Source organism: Cellvibrio sp., assembly GCF_053579595.1.
Window position 1 is genome coordinate 1 of the sequence record NZ_JBRFPI010000535.1, and the last position, 2,224, is coordinate 2,224.

4 protein-coding genes are annotated in these 2,224 nt (G+C 46.3%); 2 read left to right on the forward strand and 2 right to left on the reverse strand.

The genetic code is table 11. From position 1 onward, the window contains the following. A partial coding sequence (locus ACWA6V_RS20815; protein WP_449524279.1) for an ABC transporter transmembrane domain-containing protein occupies window positions 1–890 on the reverse strand: 890 nt, incomplete at its 3' end. A 177-nt stretch (window positions 891–1,067) separates the two neighbouring features. Here ACWA6V_RS20815 and ACWA6V_RS20820 point away from each other — a divergent pair. Together ACWA6V_RS20820 and ACWA6V_RS20825 are read left to right on the forward strand one after the other, a co-directional pair. Beyond that, window positions 1,068–1,457: a hypothetical protein gene (locus ACWA6V_RS20820; RefSeq protein ID WP_449524280.1), complete on the forward strand. Its 390-nt coding sequence runs from the start codon at window positions 1,068–1,070 to the stop codon at window positions 1,455–1,457. Window positions 1,458–1,590: 133 nt separating this feature from the next. Beyond that, the gene (locus ACWA6V_RS20825; RefSeq protein WP_449524281.1) at window positions 1,591–1,998 is read left to right on the forward strand and encodes a hypothetical protein; all 408 of its coding nucleotides are present in this window, start codon (window positions 1,591–1,593) and stop codon (window positions 1,996–1,998) included. Between the two features lie 112 nt (window positions 1,999–2,110). On the opposite strand, the gene ACWA6V_RS20830 is transcribed toward ACWA6V_RS20825, so the two are convergent. Continuing rightward, the gene (locus ACWA6V_RS20830) at window positions 2,111–2,224 is read right to left on the reverse strand and encodes a DUF6976 family protein (RefSeq protein WP_449524282.1); all 114 of its coding nucleotides are present in this window, start codon (window positions 2,222–2,224) and stop codon (window positions 2,111–2,113) included.

Consider the following 2,224-nt stretch of genomic DNA (forward strand, 5'->3'; position numbering starts at 1 on the left):
GTGATTGCTGCGCTCGACCAGAGCCAGAGTGATACGGTGGCAATCGCAAATATCAGCAACGCATTAATCGCCCAGACACCGCTACCCAGTAAGGTTGCCAAACGCATTTGTGGGTGAACGGTTGTTAAAAAATATTCCATGCCTTTTTTTGCGTAATCGGCTTCGCGGTTCGAGTGGGAAAATAGTTTCACAGTAGAAATATTGGTGTAGGTATCTACCAAGCGGCCGGTCATATCGGAGCGTGCGTGGGCCTGTGCGGCAGATACTTTGGCGAGGCGGGGCAAAAAATAATACAGCAATGCCGAGTAGGCAATAAACCAGGCAACCAGCGGCATTGCCAGACGCCAATCGAGTGATGCCGAGAGCACCAGAATTCCGGTGAAATACACAATCACATACAAGAGCACATCGAGCAGCTTCATAATGGTTTCGCGTACTGCCAGCGCGGTTTGCATCACTTTGGTAGCGACGCGGCCGGCGAATTCGTTTTGATAAAACTGATAACTTTGGCCGAGAAGATAACGGTGCGCCATCCAGCGGATGCGCATCGGAAAGTTGCCCAAGAGTGTTTGGTGCATTAAGAGAGAATGCAGTAGCACGCATACCGGGAGCGCAATGAGCAAAATAAAGCCCATCCAGATTAGCTGCGTATAAGACTCGCTCCAAAAGGTGTCTGGTGTATGTTTGTTGAGCCTGTCTACCAAGTCACCCAGAAAACCAAACAGGGAGACTTCCATTATCGCGATCAGACCGGTAAACAGGGCCATGCCTAATAAATATACTTCTGCCCCCCGGCTGTAATGACGGCAAAATGCATACAGAGTTTTGGGTGGTTCTGTTGGGGCTTGCGGAGGGAAAGGTTTAATCAGGCTTTCAAAAAAACGGAACATAGTGCAATCGCCGATGAGAAATAAGAGGTGCTGGCTAAATTTTAGGCCGTTATTGTAGCAGCTCAATCATGAATATTCGTGTAACCAAGTGTTAAGCCGCGGTGATAAACTGGCGGCCAGTATTAATGAAGTCGGCTGCCAACACTTGGTAGTAGTATTTTTAGTCGGGATAAATCTATGAAAAATAGCTTGGTTGTGTTTGCTGCTGGTTGCCTAGGTGGGCTGGTGATGTGTGTAGTGATGTGGCTGTTTTCCCGCTATGGGATTACCCAATCCCTGAATGTTCAATTGGCCGGATCTGTATCGCCGCACTGGATGTATCCGCGAATTGTGTGGGGTGGTTTATGGGGCTTTTTATTTTTATTACCCATTTTTGCCAGCAGCATTTTCGCGCGCAGTTTTGTGATCGCTTTAATTCCTACATTGATTCAGCTATTTGTATTTTATCCATTTTATGAGGGCAAAGGCGTTGCGGGCTTATCGCTCGGCATATTAACGCCCTTCCTGGTGTTCTTTTTCTTTTGGGTCTGGTCGTTGACGACAGCAATTACGCTGCGTTTATCTTGAGTGTGTGGACATGCTAATGGGCAGAGTATTTTTAAATTGCATCACTTGGGTGTTGTGTATCTATTGTGCATCTGCAAGTGCGCAGTTGTTGCCTGATAACAAGAGTCTGAATGCACAGTCGGTGGCGCGCTGGATGCAAACCAATCGCGATATAGCACCCATCGTGCAGGTTGTTGATTCAATGAATGCTACGGACGCTGAGCTCAAAGCGTTTGAAGTCTTGCCATCTCTCGAACAAGACCAAAGGATTAATACCTTGCTAAAGGAGAATAATCTTTTGGAGAGTGCCAACGAGATTACACAGAAGCATGGCTGGAAATCGGTGGGAGAATATATGCGTTTGAGCACAAAGCTGGGCAATGCGATAGCCGCTTATTTTTTGTTTGGCAATTTGGGTAGGGTGACCGAAGAACAGGAAAAACAACTCAAAGAAAAGGCGGATCCTGCGGTCTTGGCAGTACCTAAAAGCGATATTGACTTTATTAAGAAAAATGAAAAGGCGTTACAGAAATATATTCAAGCCTATGGGGCAGGGCGGTAGAGTGTTGTCATCGCTCCTATAATTTAGTCAATAAAAGTTGATGTGATAAAAAAGGCGGATGTGATAAGCATCCGCACTTCTTTTTTACACCAAGCTTTTTTACGTCATGTCGTTAGCGTGATCCGCCACTGATACTGAGATAAACCAGTGTTTGGTTGAGTAACTGATAGGCTACTTCCCCAAAGGTAATGGGGCCGGTCAAATCACGGGTCTTTTTACCTTCCAG

Coding starts and splice junctions, on each gene's coding strand:
- ACWA6V_RS20820 (WP_449524280.1), top strand. CDS start 1,068: ATGAAAAATAGCTTGGTTGTGTTTGCTGCTGGTTGCCTAGGTGGGCTG.
- ACWA6V_RS20825 (WP_449524281.1), top strand. CDS start 1,591: ATGCAAACCAATCGCGATATAGCACCCATCGTGCAGGTTGTTGATTCA.